At 69.0% G+C, this 19,265-nt stretch carries 18 protein-coding genes; 8 read left to right on the top strand and 10 right to left on the bottom strand.

The features are described 5' to 3' along the window. Position 1: 1 nt before the first annotated feature. The 4 genes from ACZ6ZD_RS11130 to ACZ6ZD_RS11115 all read right to left on the bottom strand — a co-directional run bounded on the left by ACZ6ZD_RS11130 (position 2) and on the right by ACZ6ZD_RS11115 (position 5,383). Positions 2 to 1,000: an ABC transporter ATP-binding protein gene (locus tag ACZ6ZD_RS11130; RefSeq protein WP_465670705.1), complete on the bottom strand. Its 999-nt coding sequence runs from the start codon at positions 998 to 1,000 to the stop codon at positions 2 to 4. 216 nt (positions 1,001 to 1,216) lie between these two features. After that, on the bottom strand, positions 1,217 to 2,419 hold the full coding sequence (locus ACZ6ZD_RS11125) for a DUF4142 domain-containing protein (protein ID WP_465670703.1): 1,203 nt from the start codon (positions 2,417 to 2,419) through the stop codon (positions 1,217 to 1,219). A 72-nt stretch (positions 2,420 to 2,491) separates the two neighbouring features. Further along, the gene (locus tag ACZ6ZD_RS11120) at positions 2,492 to 4,798 is read right to left on the bottom strand and encodes a sodium-translocating pyrophosphatase (protein WP_465670701.1); all 2,307 of its coding nucleotides are present in this window, start codon (positions 4,796 to 4,798) and stop codon (positions 2,492 to 2,494) included. A gap of 225 nt (positions 4,799 to 5,023) precedes the next feature. After that, entirely contained in the window at positions 5,024 to 5,383 is a 360-nt protein-coding gene (locus tag ACZ6ZD_RS11115; RefSeq protein ID WP_465670699.1) for an STAS domain-containing protein, read from the bottom strand. 149 nt (positions 5,384 to 5,532) lie between these two features. Between ACZ6ZD_RS11115 and ACZ6ZD_RS11110 the strand changes: the two genes are divergently transcribed. From ACZ6ZD_RS11110 to ACZ6ZD_RS11075, 8 genes are all read left to right on the top strand, one after another. Beyond that, on the top strand, positions 5,533 to 7,839 hold the full coding sequence (locus ACZ6ZD_RS11110) for a DEAD/DEAH box helicase (protein ID WP_465670697.1): 2,307 nt from the start codon (positions 5,533 to 5,535) through the stop codon (positions 7,837 to 7,839). A gap of 36 nt (positions 7,840 to 7,875) precedes the next feature. Continuing rightward, on the top strand, positions 7,876 to 8,256 hold the full coding sequence (locus tag ACZ6ZD_RS11105; protein ID WP_465670695.1) for a hypothetical protein: 381 nt from the start codon (positions 7,876 to 7,878) through the stop codon (positions 8,254 to 8,256). A 415-nt stretch (positions 8,257 to 8,671) separates the two neighbouring features. Continuing rightward, positions 8,672 to 9,433 carry a hypothetical protein gene (locus ACZ6ZD_RS11100; RefSeq protein WP_465670693.1) on the top strand — a complete coding sequence of 254 codons (762 nt, stop codon included), beginning with the start codon at positions 8,672 to 8,674 and terminating at the stop codon, positions 9,431 to 9,433. Positions 9,434 to 10,012: 579 nt separating this feature from the next. After that, positions 10,013 to 11,431, top strand: coding sequence for an extracellular solute-binding protein (locus tag ACZ6ZD_RS11095; RefSeq protein ID WP_465670691.1), 1,419 nt, complete (start codon positions 10,013 to 10,015; stop codon positions 11,429 to 11,431). A gap of 83 nt (positions 11,432 to 11,514) precedes the next feature. Then, positions 11,515 to 12,375, top strand: a complete 861-nt coding sequence (locus ACZ6ZD_RS11090) for a carbohydrate ABC transporter permease (RefSeq protein WP_465670689.1) — start codon at positions 11,515 to 11,517, stop codon at positions 12,373 to 12,375. After that, positions 12,372 to 13,193, top strand: coding sequence for a carbohydrate ABC transporter permease (locus ACZ6ZD_RS11085; protein WP_465670687.1), 822 nt, complete (start codon positions 12,372 to 12,374; stop codon positions 13,191 to 13,193). Before ACZ6ZD_RS11090 ends, ACZ6ZD_RS11085 begins: the two co-directional genes overlap by 4 nt. Next, positions 13,193 to 14,278: an ABC transporter ATP-binding protein gene (locus tag ACZ6ZD_RS11080; protein WP_465670685.1), complete on the top strand. Its 1,086-nt coding sequence runs from the start codon at positions 13,193 to 13,195 to the stop codon at positions 14,276 to 14,278. The genes ACZ6ZD_RS11085 and ACZ6ZD_RS11080 overlap by 1 nt, the downstream gene beginning before the upstream one ends. Continuing rightward, a complete protein-coding gene (locus tag ACZ6ZD_RS11075) occupies positions 14,278 to 15,522 on the top strand; it encodes a CehA/McbA family metallohydrolase (RefSeq protein ID WP_465670683.1) in 1,245 nt (414 codons plus the stop codon). The genes ACZ6ZD_RS11080 and ACZ6ZD_RS11075 overlap by 1 nt, the downstream gene beginning before the upstream one ends. A gap of 613 nt (positions 15,523 to 16,135) precedes the next feature. Here the strand turns inward: ACZ6ZD_RS11075 and ACZ6ZD_RS11070 are convergent. The 6 genes from ACZ6ZD_RS11070 to ACZ6ZD_RS11045 all read right to left on the bottom strand — a co-directional run bounded on the left by ACZ6ZD_RS11070 (position 16,136) and on the right by ACZ6ZD_RS11045 (position 19,256). Continuing rightward, on the bottom strand, positions 16,136 to 16,555 hold the full coding sequence (locus ACZ6ZD_RS11070) for a hypothetical protein (protein ID WP_465670681.1): 420 nt from the start codon (positions 16,553 to 16,555) through the stop codon (positions 16,136 to 16,138). Positions 16,556 to 16,584: 29 nt separating this feature from the next. Next, entirely contained in the window at positions 16,585 to 17,205 is a 621-nt protein-coding gene (locus tag ACZ6ZD_RS11065; protein ID WP_465670679.1) for a response regulator, read from the bottom strand. A 176-nt stretch (positions 17,206 to 17,381) separates the two neighbouring features. Further along, positions 17,382 to 17,720 (bottom strand): Rv3654c family TadE-like protein, encoded by a 339-nt coding sequence (locus tag ACZ6ZD_RS11060; protein ID WP_465670677.1) that lies wholly within the window; start codon positions 17,718 to 17,720, stop codon positions 17,382 to 17,384. Positions 17,721 to 17,825: 105 nt separating this feature from the next. Continuing rightward, positions 17,826 to 18,146 (bottom strand): TadE family type IV pilus minor pilin, encoded by a 321-nt coding sequence (locus tag ACZ6ZD_RS11055; protein WP_465672676.1) that lies wholly within the window; start codon positions 18,144 to 18,146, stop codon positions 17,826 to 17,828. 59 nt (positions 18,147 to 18,205) lie between these two features. Beyond that, positions 18,206 to 18,424 carry a DUF4244 domain-containing protein gene (locus tag ACZ6ZD_RS11050; RefSeq protein WP_465670676.1) on the bottom strand — a complete coding sequence of 73 codons (219 nt, stop codon included), beginning with the start codon at positions 18,422 to 18,424 and terminating at the stop codon, positions 18,206 to 18,208. A 118-nt stretch (positions 18,425 to 18,542) separates the two neighbouring features. Beyond that, positions 18,543 to 19,256, bottom strand: a complete 714-nt coding sequence (locus ACZ6ZD_RS11045) for a type II secretion system F family protein (RefSeq protein ID WP_465670674.1) — start codon at positions 19,254 to 19,256, stop codon at positions 18,543 to 18,545. Positions 19,257 to 19,265 lie beyond the last annotated feature (9 nt).

The following is a 19,265-nucleotide window of genomic DNA, read 5'->3' as shown; positions in this document are numbered from 1 at the left end:
GTCAGTTGTCCTCCTTCGGCCCCGCGGCCACCTCGGTGCTCGACGGAGCCTCGAGGTTCACGTTCGTCACCGCGGCGACGTCGTCCTGTGCGTGGTACTGGACCGAGTCACCGGTCATCTGCATGAACGCCGCCTCCAGCGAACCGCGCTGCAGGGTCAGCTCGTGCAGCACGATGCCGTGCGCGGCGGCCGACTCACCGACCTGGTCGGTGGTCAGGTCGCCCTCGACGAACAGCACCTTGCCCTGCTCCTCGACGTCCTCGATCCGGGTCTTGAGCTGCTGGCCCTGCAGGACGGCGGCCAGCTTGTCGAGCTCCGGCGTCCGGACCTTGACCGTGGTGCCGCTGGCCCGGTCGACGAACTCCTGCGTGGAGCTCTGGGAGATCAGCCGGCCGCGGCCGATGACGACCAGCTCCTCGGCGGTCAGCGCCATCTCGGACAGCAGGTGGCTGGAGACCAGGACCGTGCGGCCCTCGTCGGCCAGCCGGTGCATGAAGTTCCGGATCCAGACGATGCCCTCGGGGTCGAGGCCGTTCACCGGCTCGTCGAAGAGCAGTACGCCCGGGTCGCCGAGCAGGGCGCCGGCGATACCGAGCCGCTGCGACATACCCAGCGAGAAGGCGCCGGCCCGCTTGTTGGCGACCGAGGTCAGACCGACCATGTCCAGCGCGCGGTCGACACTCGACTTCGGCAGCTTGTTGGACGCCGCCATCCACATCAGGTGCGCGCGGGCGGACCGGTTCGGGTGCACCCACTTCGCGTCCAGCAGCGCGCCGACCTTGGTCAGCGGCTGGTGCAGGTCCCGGTAGCGCTGCCCGTCGATCGTGACGGTACCGGAGGTCGGGGTGTCCAGGCCGAGGATCATCCGCATGGTGGTGGACTTGCCGGCCCCGTTCGGGCCCAGGAAGCCGGTCACCTTGCCGGGTTTCACCTCGAACGACAGGTTGTCTACGGCAACGGTTGCGCCGTATCGCTTGGTGAGGCCCTTTGCCTCGATCATCGCCGTACTCCTCGTTCGGGGACGCGCCAGTAAAGTGCGGGCGGCTGTGTCCGTCCCAGTATCGTGGGACGACCGGCCGTATTCATCGAACCCGGGGCGGATCCGGTGTGTCCACCCGTGGGTTGATTCTGGCGAACGAGTGGCCCGGGGCCTATCGGTTGAACCCCTGACCCGAACCCCGAGCACCCCCGAGAGTGGTAGTCACTCCCAAGTGGGTCAGTCCAGCGGTTCGCCGTACAGCACCAGATTGTGGCTGTACTTCTTGGCCTTGTGGTCGTAGGCGCCGGTGCAGGTGACGAGCGCCAGCCGCGGCTTCATCGCGCCGTTGAACAGGTCCGGCGGGAGGTTGTCCTGCTTGTACGTACGCCGCGCGACGATCCGGTACCAGTGCTGTTCACCCGCACCGTCGGTCACCGCGACCCGCGCGTCCATCGGCACCTTCTCCAGCTTCGCGAACACCCCTCGCCCGGCGGCCGTGTCCACATGCCCGGCGAGCAGCACAGTGCCGCCCTGAGCGCCCGGAGCGGCGCCTGCCGCCCACCAGCCCACATCGGCCTTGGTCGGCACCTCCAGGCGCCCGTCCCCGGCGGTGGCGACCGCCTGGACCTTCACGTCCATCAGCCCGGGCACCTTCAACTGAACTGGAGGTACGGCGGCCTCCCGCTCCTGTGGCCCGGACGCCGCCTGCGGCACCGAGCCGGTGTCGCGCGCCGTACCGCCGAACATCATCACCAGACCGGCCGCCAGCGCGCCGATACCGAGCAGGCGCCGACGGACCGAGACCGACTTACCGACCAGCAGCAGGAGCAGCCCGAGGGCGATCAGGCCGAGCGCGGCGCGGGTGCGCGTCTCCTGGGCGTCGGCGACCATGCCGCCGGTACCGGTGTCCACGGACGGCGGCCGGACCTGCGCCTTGCACTGGCCGGGGCCCACCAGCCGCAGATCCATCTCGACCACCGGCTTGGCGCCGTTGGCGACCGCCTCGACGGCCGGTGAGGCCTCCTTCGGGGCGTCACCGGCGATCAGCTTCAGGTACTCCTGGTGCAGCTGCCGCTGGAAGACCATCCAGGCCGCGTCGTACCCGTCCTTACCGGACTTCGCGGCCAGAGCGATCAGCTGACGCCGTTCCTCGGTCGAGATCGTGGTCGGGAGCTCCAGATCGACGCGGGCGGCGACCAGGGTCTCCTGGGCGGCCAGCTTCAGGTGGTCGCGCTCCAGCTGGGCGGCGACCTTCCGGATACACGGCGTGGTGCCCTGGGTCACCGCGGTGCGGGCGGCCGCGATGATCGTCAGATTGAGCTGATGCGCCGGCGCGAGGTAGGCGCCGTCCGCGGGCGTCGCAGCGCTCGCCTGCTGCGTCGCGCCGAGGACTCCGACAGCGACCAGCAGCAGCGCGGCCGGTACCCGCAGTAGTTTCACCCCTCAACCGTAAATGGCGAACGGCCCGCCGGACAGTCTGTCCGGCGGGCCGTTCACTGTGGTACGGCGTTGTTACGCGGCGACGTTCGCCTCGGCCGGGGTGTCGGCGATGACCGACTCCCGGCGCTTGGAGACGATCACGGCCGCGGCCAGCACGACCACGGCGGCGACGGCGATGCCGATCCGCAGCGGGGTGTTGGTGTCGCTGCCGATGGCCGACAGGCCGACGACGGCCGGGGCGATCAGCACGGAGACCAGGTTCATCACCTTGATCAGCGGGTTGATGGCCGGGCCGGCGGTGTCCTTGAACGGGTCACCGACGGTGTCACCGATGATGGTGGCCTCGTGCGCGGGCGAGCCCTTGCCGCCGTGGTTACCGTCCTCGACCAGCTTCTTGGCGTTGTCCCAGGCGCCACCGGAGTTGGCCAGGAAGACCGCCATCAGCGTGCCGGCGCCGATCGCACCGGCCAGGTAGCCGGCCAGGGCCCCGGCGCCGAGGCCGAAGCCGACGGCGATCGGAGCGGTCAGCGCCAGCAGACCCGGGGTCGCCAGCTCACGCAGCGAGTCCTTGGTGCAGATGTCGACGACCTTGCCGTACTCCGGCTTGCCGGTGCCTTCCATGATCCCGGGGATGTCGCGGAACTGGCGACGAACCTCGTAGACGACCGCGCCGGCGGCGCGACCGACGGCGTTGACCGCGAGGCCCGAGAACATGAACACGACGGCCGCACCGAGGATCAGACCGACCAGCGTGCCCGGGTTGAAGACCAGCGCGTCCGCCTCGAACTTGGCGTAGTTCTCGGCCAGCGAGGACCGGATCGCGTCGGTGTAGGAGCCGAACAGCGCGGTCGCCGCCAGTACGGCGGTGGCGATCGCGATGCCCTTGGTGATGGCCTTGGTGGTGTTGCCGACGGCGTCCAGCTCGGTGAGGATCTGGGCCGCTTCGCCGTCCACGTCACCGGACATCTCGGCGATGCCCTGGGCGTTGTCGGAGACCGGGCCGAAGGTGTCCATCGCGACGATGACGCCGACGGTGGTCAGCAGACCGCAACCGGCCAGCGCGATCGCGAACAGCGCGACGACGCCGGTGCCACCCACCAGGAAGGCGCCGTACACGGCCGCGGCGATCACGACCGCGGTGTAGACGGCGGACTCGAAGCCGACCGAGATCCCGGAGAGGATGACGGTCGCGGCGCCGGTCAGCGAGGTCTTGCCGACGTCCTGGACGGGCTTGTCCTCGGTGCCGGTGTAGTAGCCGGTCAGGGCCAGGATGATCGCGGCGAGCACGATACCGATCAGCACCGAGACGGTGGCGATGATCCGCGGGTCGCCGTCGTAGCCGGCGACCGCGGTGCCGGCGGCGCCGCTCAGGTCGGCGAAGCTGCTCGGCAGGTAGGCGAAGGCCGCCACCGCGCAGAGCACCCCGGAGATCACCGCGGAGATGTAGAAGGCGCGGTTGATCGTGCGCAGGCCGTTCTCGTTGCTCCGCGGCCGGGTCAGGAAGACGCCGATCACGGCGGTGATGGTGCCGATGGCCGGCACGATCAGCGGGAAAACCAGGCCCTGCTCGCCGAAGGCGGCCTTGCCCAGGATCAGCGACGCCACCAGCATGACGGCGTACGACTCGAACAGGTCCGCGGCCATACCGGCGCAGTCACCCACGTTGTCACCGACGTTGTCGGCGATCGTCGCGGCGTTGCGGGGGTCGTCCTCGGGGATGTTCTGCTCGACCTTGCCGACCAGGTCGGCGCCGACGTCGGCGGCCTTGGTGAAGATACCGCCGCCGACTCGCATGAACATGGCGAGCATCGCGGCGCCGAAGCCGAAGCCCTCGAGCACCGTCGGGGCGTCACCCTCGAAGAGGAACACCACCAGCGCGGCGCCGAGCAGGCCCAGACCGACGGTGAACATGCCGACCGTTCCACCGGTGCGGAACGCGACCCGCATGGCCGGCTCGCGGCCCTCGTCGCGGGCCGCCGCGGCCACCCGGACGTTGGCGCGCGTCGCGAGCCACATGCCCAGGTAGCCGATCAGCGCGGAGAAGCCCGCGCCGACCAGGAAGAAGACGGAACGGAAGATCTTCAGCGTGGTCTCGTTGCCGCCGTCGGTGTGCGCGGGCAACAGGAACAGCAGCAGGAACGCCACCACGGCAAAGATCGACAACGTCCGGAACTGCCGGTTCAAGAAGGCCGATGCGCCCTCCTGGACCGCACCGGCGATCGTCTTCATGTTCTCGGTGCCATCGTTCGCGGCAAGCACCTGGTTCCGGAAGACCATCGCGATCGCGACCGCGAGGATCGCGATCACGCCAACGACGATCACCAGAGTGGTGTTGCTCGACGAAAGATCCACCGCTTGTGGTGCAAGCAGCGCGGACATCCGTCCTCCTTGTAGGCAACCCATCCAGGCTTGACGGCCCCCGTCTGCCGCAACCGAAGGGTTGGGGAAAATAGCAAACAGCGCCAAGGACTTGGCGCGGTGGGTCACTCTAACGGCAATCCGACCAGACCTGACGACAGGGTGGTCTACGCCATACCGCGGCGATCACGCGGAGGTGTCACACAGCGTGCCGGCGGGGACACGTTTTCGCTTGTGGTGAAGGCCTCAGATCGCGGACGCGACATCCGGGTGGATGTCGAAGACCTTCGTCAGGCCGGTGATCCGGAAGATCTTCAGCAGCCGCTCCTGGGTGCAGACCAGGGACAGCGAACCGTCGTGCGTGCGGACCCGTTTCAGGCCGCCGACGAGGACGCCGAGACCGGTGGAATCCAGGAACTCCACGCGATCCAGGTCGAGGACGAGGTCGTGGACGCCGTCGTCGACCAGGGCGGCGATCTTCTCCCGGAGCTTCGGCGCGGTGTAGACGTCGATCTCCCCCGCCACCTCGATGACGGTCCGCCCGCCCTCGGCGCGCGCGGTCAGCGACAGATCCACTTCGGCCTCCGATCCCGTGAACTGCTGCATTCAACCATGTACGGACCGTGAGTAGGACCGTTACCGAAAACTCTTTCATCTCGTACTGCCGAAAGTCGATCTCCGTCCCGAAAATGCCGCGTGCATCCGCACCTGCAGGCGGTTCGTGCACGGATTCGTGCAGTACTAGTCTCGTTCTCATGCGTGAGGGCGAGGCGGCTGCGGTTCTGCGACGCCTGGCCACCGGACGAACCGATCGGCTGACGCATGTCGAGTCCGTGCCGCCGCGACCGGGCCGGACGTGCGAGTGGCCGCGCTGGGTGCCACCCGAGGTGCTCGACCAGCTGGGCGACGCGGGCATCGCAGCCCCGTGGACGCATCAGGTCGCCACGGCCGAGGCGGCGTACTCGGGTCGTCATGTGGTGGTCGCGACCGGTACGGCGTCCGGGAAGTCGCTCGGCTATCTGCTGCCCTCGTTCGCGACGTTGAGCATCGCGCAAGCGGCGTCACCGCATCGACGGACCGCGTCCGTTCTGTACTTGTCGCCGACCAAGGCATTGGCCCATGACCAGCTGCGTGCGGTCTCGGCGTACGACGTCCCTGGGCTGCGCGCGACGACGCTGGACGGCGACTCCGAGCGCACCGAACGGGACTGGGCGCGCGACCACGCCACCTATGTCTTGAGCAACCCCGACATGCTGCACCGGTCGGTCCTGCCCAACCATCAGCGTTGGGCGCGGTTCCTCGGCTGTCTGCAGTACGTCGTCATCGACGAGTGCCACCACTACCGCGGTGTCTTCGGTGCGCACGTGGCCGGCGTACTCCGTCGGCTGCGCCGCGTCTGTGCGCACTACGGCGCCAACCCGATCTTCGTCTGCGCCTCGGCGACCGTGGCCGAGCCGGCGGCGTCCGGAGAGCGGCTGACCGGTCTACCGATGACAGAGGTAGTGGACGACGGATCTCCGCGCGGCGGCATCTCATTCGGGCTGTGGGAGCCGCCGCTGACTTCACTGCGCGGCGAGAACGGCGCCCCGGTACGCCGTTCGGCGACCGCGGAGGTGGCCGACCTTCTGACCGACCTCGTCGTGTCGGGCGTTCGTACGGTCGCCTTTGTTCGATCGAGGCGTGGTGCGGAGACAGTTGCCCTGACAGCGCGGGACAACCTGGCCGAGGTCGACCCCACGCTGATCGACCAGGTGTCGGCATACCGGGCCGGCTATCTGCCGGAAGAGCGCAGACGGCTCGAGAGCATGCTGCAGACCGGTGAGCTGACCGGAGTCGCCGCGACCAACGCTCTTGAGCTCGGGATCGACATCGCTGGACTGGACGCCGTTCTGCTGTCCGGCTGGCCCGGCACACGCGCATCCCTCTGGCAGCAGGCCGGACGGGCCGGACGAGCTGGCGGGGACGCCGTGGCCTTGCTGATCGCGCGGGACGACCCACTGGACACCTACCTGGTTCGCCATCCGGCCGCAGTGTTCGGGCGGCCGGTAGAAGCCACGGTCTTCAACCCGGAGAACCCGTACGTGCTCGGACCGCAGCTTTGCGCGGCCGCACAGGAGCTTCCGCTGACCGCAGCGGATTACGAGGTCTTCGGCAGTACGACGTCCGACACCATCGCGCAGTTGGTTCGCCAAGGCGCGCTGCGGGAGCGGCCGCACGGATGGTTCTGGACGCGCCGCGAGCGCGCGGTGGACGCGATCGACATCCGGTCCGCCGGTGGAAAGACCGTACAGATCGTCGAGGACCGGACCGGGCGACTGCTGGGCACTGTCGACGGCGGCTCGGCGCATGCCTCCGTCCACGAGGGTGCTGTCTACGTGCACGCGGGCGAGTCCTATCTGGTCCAGTCACTCGACCTGGAGGGGCACGCCGCTGTTGTCGAGGCCGCCGCGCCGGACTACACGACGTTCGCCCGCGACACCACCGAGATCAGCATCCTGGCCACCGAGGAGACGCAGTCCTGGGGGACGGCGGAGCTGTGCCGCGGGTGGGTCCGAGTGACGAGCCAGGTGATCTCGTTCCAGCGCAAGCTGATCTCGACCGGCGACGTCCTGGACGAACAACCGCTTGATCTACCGGAGCGGACGCTGCAGACCAAAGCGGTCTGGTGGACCGTGCCCGACGAGTTGGTCGAGTCGCTCGGCCTGGACGACGTACCGGGCGCGGCCCACGCCGCCGAGCACGCGTCGATCGGTCTGCTCCCGCTGTTCGCCACCTGCGACCGCTGGGACATCGGCGGCGTCTCCACCGCGCGGCACGCGGACACCGGCCGGCTGACCGTCTTCGTGTACGACGGCCACCCGGGCGGAGCCGGATTCGCCGAACACGGATACGCCGCGGCGCGCGAGTGGTTGACCGCGACACGGTCGGCGATTGCACACTGTGAGTGCACGGATGGATGCCCATCCTGCGTACAGTCACCCAAGTGTGGGAACCAGAACAACCCACTCGACAAGAGCGGCGCCGTGGCGCTGCTCGCCGCACTTCTCAGCAGTGAGGCCTGAACGGTCCGGCGGAGTCCCGGACGGAGAGGCAGTGCCATGTTCGCTCTCGGAGTCGTCCTGATCGTGATCGCGGTGCTGTTCGGCCTCGGGGTCTCGGTGTCCTCGTCGGCCTCGACCACCCTCGAGGTGTTCGGGATCGACTTCGGCGTCATCGTGCCGACGGTGTTCTTCCTCGGTGCGGCCGCCGGCGCCGCCCTGGTCGCCGGACTTTGGCTGACGAAGAAGGGACTTGCCCGCGGCTGGCGCCGGCACAAGGAGGTGCGCGACCTGCGCGCCCAGGTGACCCAGCGTGACGCGGCTCCGGCGGTCACCGCCGACCGCGACGCAGAGGTACCTGACGATACAGTCGAAACGCCGCGACCGGCGTCCGACGCGCACGTCGTCGACAACCCCAGCGACACCAAGCAGCCCCACTGAGCACTCTGTTGCCCATGGCATCAACTAGCACAGTGGACTACCCCAGTATCCGGGCGATGCTGTAGTATCTCGAACGGAACACAGCCTCCACTCGGGGCAACCACGGCCACCCAGCAGCCGGATTTCGATGCCCAGCGCAACGAGTTTCGGGTGGCAGTTAGTTGCCATTGGCATCAAGTTCCCCGGTCTTGCCATAACCACCTCCGACACACCTGTGCCTTACTGGTTGTGGCGTCAACGTCGCGTTGAGTCACTGTCGGCCTTCCGGGCCAGACCGCCTCCTCACGGGGGATCGACCCGCAACCCGCCCACCGCGCAAGGGGTGGCGAAGCGGTTCCCGGAACTCGGACCGACTCTCGTAACGAGGTCCCGACGACCCGGACGCCGCGAGATGGTACGACCTTCGGAGGTTGTCTTGATCACCCGTAAACTGTTCAGCCGTACCGGCGTGGTAGTCCTCGCGGTCAGCGTCGCGCTGGCCACGGCGATCCCGGCCCAGGCCGCCGCACCGGCGCCGAAGCCCGCACCCGGCGTCGAGGTCGGCGTGGCGAAGCAGATCGCCACCCGCGCCGACACCCGCTACTGCCTGACCTTCGTCGCGGCCGCCAAGGTCCCGATGGCGGTCATGATGGCGTGCGCCCCGGGCAAGGAGGGCAAGACCCAGGAGTGGGTCTACACCGAGTCCGGCCAGCTGCAGGTGGCGATGAGCAAGAGCGTCGGTGGCGCCCTTGCCAAGACCGGAGCCTGCCTGGACAGCGGTGCGGACCTGGCCAAGGTTCCGGCCGCGGCCCCGCTGCTGGTCCTGCCCTGCCGCGCCGGTGACGGCCAGAAGTGGAACTACGACGAGAGCGTCGGCACGTTCGTGAACGAAGCGAGCGGCCTCGCCCTCACCTCCCTGCTCGGCAAGGGGAAGGCCAAGCAGGCACAACCGACCGGCAGCTTCGACGCCGCCGGCACACCGGTCCAGGGCTGGAGCGCGCTGCCGCTCCCGGGTCTGGACATCCTGGGCGCGGTGCTGGCTCTGGTGAACGCGTTGCTGGCATCGCTGGGCCTGGCCCTGCCGCTGCCGATCGCGAACGCCGCGGGCAGCCTGCTCGAACTGGTTCGGCCGAAGCTGCCGATCCCGGCCCAGATGACCACGCTGCCGAAGCAGATGATGCAGCTGGCGCAGAAGTAACCGACACCGCACCAACGGACAGCCGGCCCCGACGATGTCGGGGCCGGCTGTTTTCTCACTCCTTAGAGATCGACACTGCTTCAGTTGTGTGCACCTGGTGGTCCTCGTCGGTCAGGAAGAGCGGTGCTCGGGGATCGGCGCGGGATTCCGCTGCTTGCGCGTCAGCGGGAGCCGTACGCCGTCGTCACCGGCTGATCCTGACCTCCGAAGGCTTCACCAGTCGGTGCCGGTCACCACCAGCACCAGTGGCCGTGATGCCAGAACCCGAGCAGCAGATCCAGATTGATGTGGAGCATCTTTCACCTCCGATCCTCGATCGAACGAAGCTGACGCTACCTGTCGGCGTCACGTTCTGTATCTACTCAATCACCGGTTGCGACAGAACTTTGAGCTTCCTTTAACGGACCCGCAATGCGTTGCGGCGAACTCCAACTTGACGGCCGGCGGCGACTCCCGGTAACCGCGAACGGCGCGTCGACTACTCGGCGTACAAGGTATGAGCAAATGTCTTCACATAGTCGCCCGCGAGTGCCAAGGTGTGTCCCGGCACTCCGACACCCCTCGCAAGGAGCCCCCTCGATGCGATCACTCCGGCTGTCCTCGGCCCTCGCGCTCGGCGCGACCGCCACCCTCCTGCTCACCGGCTGTCTCGGCTCCTCCGGCGCCGGCGAGCAGGACGCGAACCGCAACGCCGACGCCAAGCAGGTCGAGCTGACCATCGGCTCGAACTCGGTCAAGGGCGGGAAGAGCAGCGCCGGGGCGACCTTCACCGAGGACGTGCTGATCCCGAAGTTCGTGGCCGACCAGAAGGCCAAGGGCGTCGAGGTGACGGTGAAGTTCCAGGGCGACGGCTCCGACGACGAGGTGTACAAGCAGAAGCTGTCGCTCGACCTGTCGAACAAGTCCGGCCCGGACCTGATCCAGATCGACGGCATCTGGGTCGGCGAGTTCGCCCAGGCCGGCTACATCAAGCCGCTCACCGACACCGTCGGCGACGCCGCCAAGGTCGACGGCTGGGACGGCTGGCAGCAGATCCCGGAGTCCGTCCAGCAGCTCGGCATCTTCGAGGGCAAGCGGTACGGCGTGCCCGGCGGCACCGACGGCCGCGTCCTGTACTTCAACAAGAAGCTGTTCCAGCAGGCCGGGCTGCCGGCCGACTGGCAGCCGAAGTCCTGGGAGGAGATCCTCCAAGCCGGTCAGGCTTTGAAGAAGCTCTCGGGGGTGACGCCGATCCAGGTCAACGGCGGCACCGCGATGGGTGAGGCGACCACGATGCAGGGCGTGCTGCCGCTGCTGGTCGGCACCGGCGCCTCGATCAACGCCGACGGCAAGTGGCTCGGGGACACCCCGAAGCTGCGGCAGGTGCTCGACTTCTACCAGCAGGTCTACGGCTCGGGTCTCGGCGACCCGGTGCTGCAGCGCGAGGCCAAGGGCCGGGACAAGTCGTTCGCGGAGTTCGCCGCGAACAAGATCGGCATCCTGCTGGAGAGCGACTACTTCTGGCGCAGCGTCGTCGAGCCGAAGGCCGGCGTCGCCAAGATGGCCGACCGGGACGCCGCCGTCGGCTACGCGCTGATCCCGGCCGCCCGGCCCGGCGGCGGCGTCAAGGGCCAGGACTTCGTCTCGATGTCCGGCGGCGGCGCGACCGTGATCAACCCGAACACGAAGTTCCCCCAGCAGGCCTGGGAGCTGATGCAGTTCATGAACTCCGCCGAGATGGTCAAGGCATCGCTGGACGGCGCCGCCAAGATCACCCAGCGGACCGACGTCAACACCGAGGTGCTGGCCAGCGACCCGATGCTCAGCTTCGTGGCCACCAAGGTGCTCCCGCTCACCCAGTACCGTCCAGGCCTCGCCGAGTACCCGAAGGTCTCCGCCGCCCTGCAGCAGGCGACCGCCGACGTCGTCGGCGGTAAGTCCACCGACCAGGCCGCCAAGGCCTACCAGAAGTCCGTCGAAACCGCCGCCGGCGGCAAGGACAAGGTCGCCGGCAACTGATGACCACCGTCTCTCCCCCCGCCCCCGGCGGGGAATCCAACGCGGGCCCCGTCTCCCGCCCTGGGCGGGGGCCGGCTCGGGATGTGGCTGGGTTGGGGGTCGGGCGGGCGCTGGGGTTCGTGGCGCCGGCGATGTTGCTGATCGGCGCGTTCCTGGTGTTCCCGGCGATCTGGACGATCTACATCGGCGTCACGAACTACCGGCTCACCGGTGTCGAAGCCGTCTCCCCGTCCGTCGTCGGCCTCGCCAACTACACCCGCGCCCTGAACGACGCCCTCTTCCACAACGCCTTGTGGCTCACGATGCTCTTCGTCCTGGGATCCGCGATCCTCGGCCAGAACATCCTCGGCTTCGCCCTCGCGTGGGTCCTCCGCCGCGCCCGCCCCGCCGTCCGCCGGACCGTCGAGGCCCTCACCCTGCTCGCCTGGATCCTCCCGTCGACCGTCGTCGCCTACCTCTGGGTCGCGTTCTTCGACCGGGACACCGGCACCCTGAACAGCATCCTCGGCACGACCGGGACCGCCTGGCTGATCGACTACCCGATGGTGTGCCTGATCGTCTTCAACACCTGGCGCGGTACGGCGTTCTCGATGATGCTCTACTCCTCAGCCCTGCAAGCCGTTCCGCCGTCCCAGCTCGAGTCGGCGCGGATGGTCGGGGCGTCGGGCTGGCAGACGCTGCGCGATGTGGTCTTCCCGCACATCAGGGGTCACGTACTGACCAACACCCTGTTGATCTCCCTGTGGACAGCGAACGACTTCTCGCCGTTCCTGCTCACCAAGGGCGGGCCGAACCACGAGTCCGAGACCGTGCCGGTCTACATCTACAACGTCGCGCTGCAGGGCGGTGAGCTCGGCTACTCGTCAGCCATCTCGTTCCTGCTGTTGCTGGCGAACCTGCTCGTCTCACTCGTCTACCTGCGGCTGCTGAGGAGGCGCGCGTGACACCGGCGTACGTCGTCCGGCGGATCGGCTTCTACGTGCTGATCTGCGCGATCACGATCTTCTTCGCGGTCCCGATGCTGTGGATCGCCTCCGCGCCGTTCGACCGGAACCCGGGCCTCGGCGTGCACTGGCCGGACTGGACCCTGGAGAACGTCCGCAAGACGCTCGACCACCCGTACGCGCTCGGCTCGATGGTCAACTCGCTGATCATCTGCATCACGACCGCGCTCGCGGTGACGGCGTTCGCGGCGCTGGCCAGCTACGCGTTGTCGCGGGTCCGCATCCCGGGCCGGGACGCCTTGCTGTACGGGCTGTTGCTGCTCTCCTCGGTCGTCACCGGGACGGCCGCGATGGTGCCGATCTTCGTGATGATCTACCAGCTCGGGCTGATCGACTCCCGCTTCGGCGTCGCGCTGGTGATGACCAGCGGGCTGTTACCGGCGGCGATCTTCATCCTGAAGGACTTCGTCGACGCGGTGCCGAAGTCCTACGAGGAGTCGGCGCGGGTCTTCGGCGCGTCCACGCTGCAGATCCTGCGGGACGTCGTCCTGCCGGTCGCGCGGCCGGGCCTGGCCACCATCATGGTCTGGGCGTTCGTCAACTCCTGGGGCAACTTCCTGGTGCCCTTCCTGCTCATCCGGTCGATCGACCTGCAACCCGGCGCGGTGCTGATGCAGACCCTCACCGACGAGGGCGGCAGCGTGAACCTGCAGGTGCTGCCGGTGTTCTCGCTGCTCTTCTCGATCCCGGTCGTCGTGCTGTATCTGCTGGTGAACTCGCGTTACGGGTTCCGTTTCCATGGAGGGATCAAGAGCTGATGGCCGGTATCGACATCGAGGGCCTGGCGACCGTCTACCCGAACGGCGTCCGCGCCGTCGACGGACTCGACCTGCACGTCGAAGACGGCGAGTTCTTCGCCCTCCTCGGCCCGTCCGGCTGCGGCAAGACCACGCTGCTGCGCACGATCGCCGGCCTGGAGAACGCCTCCGAGGGCACCGTCCGGATCGACGCGGTCGACGTCACCCGCACCGAGCCGGGTAAGCGCGGCGTCGCGATGGTCTTCCAGGACTACGCCCTCTTCCCGCACATGGACGTCGCCGAGAACATCACCTACCCGCTGAAGGTCCGGCGTGTCCCGGCCGCCACCCGGCAGGAGACGGCCGAGCAGACCGCCGGCGAGCTCTCGCTCGGCCCCTACCTCGACCGCCGTCCCGGCCAGCTCTCCGGCGGCCAGCAGCAACGCGTCGCCCTGGCCCGCGCCATCGCTTCCAAAGGCAACGTCCTGCTCCTCGACGAGCCGCTGTCCAACCTGGACGCCCGGCTCCGCCTCGAAGCCCGCACCTTCCTCAAGAAGCTCCAGCGCGACCTCGGCATCACCACCGTCTTCGTCACCCACGACCAAGCCGAAGCCCTCGCCCTCGCCGACCGCATCGCCGTCATGGAGTCCGGCAAACTCCGCCAGCTCGGCACCCCTCGGCAAGTCTTCGCCCACCCCACCAACACTTTCGTAGCCAACTTCATCGGTTCCACCCCCATGAATCTCCTCCCCGGCACCGTCAGTTCCGCCGGGGTCTCGGTCGCCGGCGGAACGTTGCCTGCAGCAACTTCTGCACCGGCGGGCGCCGAGGTGACGGTCGGCGTCCGGCCGGAGTACTTGACGCTCTCGACCGGGGATGCGTCCGGCGCGGGGATCCGTGGGACGGTCGTCGTGGCGGAGAACCTCGGCGTCCAATCACTCGTCTCGGTGGACTGCGACGGCACGCTGATCGGCGTCACCGTGGCCGAGGAGCAGGAGCCCGCCCCCGGCAAACCCGTCTTCCTGACGGCGCCCGCCGAACGCGTCCTGCTCTACGACCGCGACTCCGGCGAGCTCATCACCCGCCAGACCACCACGGTCTCCTGATGGCGCTCACGTCGTACAAGCGCCGTTGGACGCTCGACGACCGCGCCGAATCCGTCTGGCACTCGCTCCCGGTCGACATCCCCGCCGACTGCCCCGGCCTGCTCGTCACGCTGACCATCCCCGCGATCGACGGCGTCGTCATCGACCTCGGCTGCGAGGGCGCGGGCGGCTGGCGCGGCTGGTCCGGCGGCGCGCGCCAGACCTTCGCGATCACCCCGACCGCGGCCACCCCCGGCTACCTGGCCGGCGACCTCGAGCCCGGCACCTGGTGGATCGTCCTCGGCCTCCACCGCCTCCCCGTCGAAGGCGCCGAGCTCCTCGTCGAGGCGCATACCGGCCCGGTCCCCACGATCCCCGGGCTGGCGTCGTACGCCGAAGCGACCGCGGCGATCGCCCTACCGGAGCGCCCGCCCCGGCGTACGCTCCCCGCCACCGCAGGCCTGAAATGGATCGCCGGCGACTTCCACGCGCACTCGCTGCACTCCGACGGAGCCACCCCGATCGCCAACCTCGCCGCGATGGGCGTCGCCGCCGGCCTCGACGTCCTCGCGATCACCGACCACAACACGGTCGCCCACCACCTCGAACTCCCCGGCCTCACCGAACGCTTCGGCCTCGGCCTCATCCCCGGCCAGGAAGTCACCACCGACACCGGCCACGCGAACGCCTTCGGCGCCATCGGCCCGATCGACATCCGCCGTCCCGCGGACACCTGGGTCAGCGAAGTCGCACGCCGCGGCGGCCTCCTCTCCATCAACCACCCACTCTCCGGCGACTGCGCCTGGCGCCACCCCCTCACCGAACACCCGCCACTCGCCGAGATCTGGCACTCCTCCTGGCTCGACCACCGCTGGGGCGGCCCGATCGCCTGGTGGCAGTCCTGGGGCCTCGAAACCACCCCCATCGGCGGCAGCGACTGGCACAACCCCACCTCCCCCACCCCCATCGGCACCCCCACCACCTGGCTAGCCGTCGACGCCGCCGCCGAAACCCCAACCGAACTGGCCACCGCCGCCCTCCAAGCCCTAACCGCCGGCCGAACCGCCGTCTCCACCACCTACCAAGCCCCCGTCCTCCTCCGAGCCGACGACACCCTCATCGCCCTAGACGCCCCCAACACCCTCGTCCTCGCCCCCGACGGCACCCGCCACCCCATCACCTCCCCCACCCACCACCTCCCCGCCACCCCCGGCCCCCACACCCTCATAACCCACGACGGCCGCTTCCTCTCCTCCTGCACCTAACCCCCACCCCGCAGCCGCAAACAGGCGTACGCTCGCGGCGGACGAGCGGGCGAGTGGTGAACACGCAGCCGCATGGCGGGTGAGCTCACCAGGCGCGAATACGCGCGGCGCGAACGAGCGGAGCCCGACCCGTGACGGCCAGCGCGCGGCGCATGAGCGAGCGCATGCGCAAACGCGTCGTGAGCATTCGGGCACACCTCCGCAGCGGACGAACAGACACGGAGCCGCAGCGTGGAGCGCGCAAGCGCGTGGTGGATGAGCAGGCGCACGCGCATGCCGAGCAAGCACGCACATGGCCGGGTGAGCTGACCAGGCGCGGGGACGTGCGCGGCGAACGGGCGGAGGCCGGCCCGTGAGGGCGAGCGCGTAAGCGTGTGGTGAGCACGCAGGTGCGTGGTGGACGAGCGGGCGCACGCGCGAGCACGTGGTGAACAGGCAGGCGCGTGGCGGGTGAGCTGACCAGGTGTGAGTACGTGCGCGGCGAACGGGCGGAGGTCGGTCCGTGAGGGCGAGCGCGTAAGCGTGTGGTGAGCACGCAGGTGGTGAGTACGTAGGTGCGTGGGGGATTAGCGGGGTTGGGCTCGTGTGGGTGAGCGTGGGTGGGTGGGGTGGGTTAGAGGTTGTCTAGTTGGGACCAGAGCCAGGTGGGGCCTGTGGTTTCGGCTCCGAGGGGTTCTACTCGTTGGCGGAGGCCTCGGTCGGCGGTTACTACGGTGACGGCGGGGGTGTTGGCGGGGGTTAGTAGGTCGGCGGTGACTGAGGTGATGGTGTCGTCGCCGGAGCCTGTGGCGAGGACTACTCGTAGGTCGCCTAGGTCTAGGGCGTCTGCTGCGTCGGCCGCGGGGAGCGCTTTTCGGGCGGCGCCTTCGAGGATGACGACGATTGAGGTGTTGGGGAGGGTGGCGTCGAGCTGGGCGAGTTTGAGGACGAAGCGGCGGGCCGCGCCGGCTCGGTCGCGCCACCAACCGTCCGGGCGCGAGCCGATCACGTTCGCTGCGTCGACGACCACGATCTGTTGCTGCGGAGTACTCACCTGGACAGTGTGCCCGCGACGGGCGTCGGTCAGTCGAGGAGCCAGCCGTTGTGCTCGGCGATGTGGATGGCGTCGGAGCGGGTCCGGGCGCCGGTCTTGCCGATGGCGGACCAGAGCCGACGGCGGACGACGCGCTCGGAGACGTGCAGCGATCGGGCGATCATGGCGACCGAACCGCCGTCGCGGGCGGCGCGGAGAGTGTCGGTCTCGCCGTCGTCGAGCGGGGTCTCGGAGTACTTGAGGGACTCGGCGGCGAGGTTCGCGTCGACCACGCGGAGACCGAGATGAACCCGGCGGACGGCGTCCGCCAGCTGCGGGGCCGGGGAGCCCTTCAGCGCGAACCCCTTGGCGCCCGCCTCCAGCCCGCGCCGCAGATGGATCGGACGCCCGTACGTCGTCAGCATCACGACCCGGCACTCCGGGATCGACGTCCGCAGCTCGGTGGTCACCGCGAGGCTCGCGGTGCCCGGACCGGTGGTGTCGAGCAGCGCGACGTTCGCCCGGTGCTGCTTGGCGGCGGCGACCACGTCGTCCGATCTGTTGATCTCGGCAACAATCTCCAGATCGCGCTCGCGTTCCAGACCGGTTCTGAGCACGCCTCGGCTGAGGATCTGGTCGTCGACCAGCAACAGCCGGATGCGGTCGGGCACACGGGCCTCCGGGGTAACCGTCCGGGCGCCGGGGAAGTGCGTCCGGGAGGGTGGGCAGGACATCGGACCAGATCATGGAGCGACCCGACGGGTCCAGTCCAGATCAACGCGGCATCTCTATCAGATTGCGACCAGATCGCGACCGCTTCAGTACTCCGCGCATCCGCCGAGTCTCGTCACTGCCCTCCCGGCCCCGCCCGCGCCCACCCGCTCACCCGCGGCGCCGACCCCCACGGCAGCCGAACCTCCACCCCCACCCGCACCGTCACGTCGCTCCCGGTCGGCACGCACTCCACCAGCACCACCCCGTTCGCCGCGGCCGCCCGCGCCGCCACCCCACACGGATCCGCCCCCAGCGAGTACGCCGCACTCAACGCCACCAGATCAGCCGCCGCCCCCACCCGATGCCGGGCCACCGAAACCGATCCCCACCCCATCCCCCCAACCACCGCCACCCCCAACACCAAGCACCCCGCCAACACCAGCAAACTCCCCGCCCCCTCTTCCCCACCCACACGAACCAACCTCTCGGCCACAAGTTCTCCCAACTGTCGGATTACTGAACGGACAACAACTGCTCACCCGAGCCAACTGGCGGACGTGAGACACCGGAGCGGGAGTTAGGGGGCGGGTTCGGGGTGGAGGGTGGACTGGGCTTTGGTGGTGGGGGTGGGCAGGAGGGGGAAGGGATGGGGAGGGGCGGAGTGGATGGTTACGCGGATGGTGGGGGTGGTTTGGAGGGTGACGGTGGAGTTGGGGGGCGGGAGGGTTTCAGTCAGGTGGCGGATGGTTTCGGGGGGTTCGTTGCGGGCGAGGGCTCGGGCTATGTCTCGGGAGGCGTCGAGGGCGCGGAGGTGGGTGGTGAGGAGGGAGAGGGTGTAGAGGGACACGGCGAGGAGGGTCAGGAGGAGGGGAAGGGTGAGGGCCAGCTCTACGGTGATGGCGCCGCGTTGGGGGTTGGGGTGGGTGGCGGCCGGGAGCGCCGGCCGCCGATGGGTGGTCAGAGTTGGACGCCGTCTACGCCGGCGAGCTCGAGGGCGTAGTTGATGAGGGCTTTGAGGGCGTTCATCATGACCTCGGACTTGAGGAGCGCGACGAGGATGCCGCCGAGGCCGCAGGCGGCGACGATGCTCACGGCGTACTCGGCGGTTGCGGCGCCGCGTTCGGAGCGGCGGCGGAGCGGGCTGCGCCGGGGGCGGATCGCGAGGGTCTTGGGCATGGTGACCTCCAGGGGGTCGGCCGTCGGGTTGAGGTTCTTGTAGAGAAGATGCAGCTGTCGGACGGTGGATTTCGGGGCGAGTTTCCGAACTGTGGAAAACTTGTTGCCCTCGGCATCTTTAGGGCGCGTTGAGGTAAGGGACCAGGGCGTCGGCGATGGTCGGGACGATGGAGAGCAGAACGAAGGCGGGCAGGAAGCAGAGGCCGAGCGGAAGCGCGGCTCGGGACTCGACGGTGCGGGCATGTTGGTCGGCCAGATGGTGACGGGACTGGCGGAGGTCGTCGGCGAGACGTTCGAGCGTGCGGGACAGCGACGCACCTGAGCTGAGCGAGCGGTCGATGGCCCGGGCGAAGGGGATGCAGGGCGGCTCGGCGCGCAGGAGCGACCATGCAGCCTGCGGGTCGGCGCCAAGAGTGAGCCGGTGGGCGACCTCGGCGAACAGGTCGCCGAGGGGCCCGTGGACGGCGGTCGCGACGGTCGCGAGGGCTTGTTGGGGTGGACGGCCGGCTCTGAGGCAGGCGGACAAGAGATCGACGGCAAGTGGTAGATCGCGAGCGAGCTGAGCTCGCCGGCGTCTGGTTGCGGCGGGTTCGAGACGGGCAAGGACGCGCGGGACGGCGTAGTACGCGGCGGCCGCAGGGAGCAGCCCCCACGGCGGATGGACGAGGATGACGAGCGCTGCGGCGACCAGAGCCGCGACGAGGCGATGTGGGCGGGGCGGCCCCGGCTGAGGTACGTGCCGCGGGGCAAGACGTCGCAGGTCAGGCGGAACTCGAACGAGGAGAGCAACGGCGATCGCCCCAGCCACCGCCGCCAAAGAAGTAGTTGTCATGGGCAACAC

The sequence above is a fragment of the Kribbella sp. NPDC104218 genome, from assembly GCF_055584105.1.
This window is presented reverse-complemented; position numbering and strand designations above follow the sequence as displayed.

Bases quoted from the DNA above. Each gene is read 5' to 3' on its own strand.
- ACZ6ZD_RS11050 (WP_465670676.1), bottom strand. From the start codon at position 18,424: ATGCCCAAGACCCTCGCGATCCGCCCCCGGCGCAGCCCGCTCCGCCGC.
- ACZ6ZD_RS11115 (WP_465670699.1), bottom strand. From the start codon at position 5,383: ATGCAGCAGTTCACGGGATCGGAGGCCGAAGTGGATCTGTCGCTGACC.
- ACZ6ZD_RS11045 (WP_465670674.1), bottom strand. From the start codon at position 19,256: ATGACAACTACTTCTTTGGCGGCGGTGGCTGGGGCGATCGCCGTTGCT.
- ACZ6ZD_RS11105 (WP_465670695.1), top strand. From the start codon at position 7,876: ATGTTCGCTCTCGGAGTCGTCCTGATCGTGATCGCGGTGCTGTTCGGC.
- ACZ6ZD_RS11130 (WP_465670705.1), bottom strand. From the start codon at position 1,000: ATGATCGAGGCAAAGGGCCTCACCAAGCGATACGGCGCAACCGTTGCC.
- ACZ6ZD_RS11080 (WP_465670685.1), top strand. From the start codon at position 13,193: ATGGCCGGTATCGACATCGAGGGCCTGGCGACCGTCTACCCGAACGGC.
- ACZ6ZD_RS11075 (WP_465670683.1), top strand. From the start codon at position 14,278: ATGGCGCTCACGTCGTACAAGCGCCGTTGGACGCTCGACGACCGCGCC.
- ACZ6ZD_RS11110 (WP_465670697.1), top strand. From the start codon at position 5,533: ATGCGTGAGGGCGAGGCGGCTGCGGTTCTGCGACGCCTGGCCACCGGA.
- ACZ6ZD_RS11095 (WP_465670691.1), top strand. From the start codon at position 10,013: ATGCGATCACTCCGGCTGTCCTCGGCCCTCGCGCTCGGCGCGACCGCC.
- ACZ6ZD_RS11120 (WP_465670701.1), bottom strand. From the start codon at position 4,798: ATGTCCGCGCTGCTTGCACCACAAGCGGTGGATCTTTCGTCGAGCAAC.